At 39.1% G+C, this 230-nt stretch carries 1 protein-coding gene; it reads left to right on the top strand.

The features are described from left to right. Positions 1-34: 34 nt before the first annotated feature. Positions 35-230, top strand: a 196-nt coding sequence (locus AC2Q9J_RS18595) for a DUF2789 family protein (protein ID WP_499042221.1), incomplete at its 3' end; no start/stop codon positions are given.

The following is a 230-nucleotide window of genomic DNA, read 5'->3' as shown; positions in this document are numbered from 1 at the left end:
ATTAAAAGAAGAAAAAAGCTAAGGGAGAATAAACATGTTTGAACAACAACCTACACTAGAACTGTTATTTGAACAGCTTGGGTTAGAAGCGGATGAAGCGGCTATGGAGCTTTTTATCCAAACGCATCAATTACGTGCCGAGGAAAAACTGCATGAAGCTGATTTTTGGAGTGCAGGGCAGCGAGATTTTTTAAAAAGTCATTGGGAAAAAGATGATGAATGGGCGATAG

The organism is Planococcus sp. RAB007_Raresut, assembly GCF_057369535.1.
This window is presented reverse-complemented; position numbering and strand designations above follow the sequence as displayed.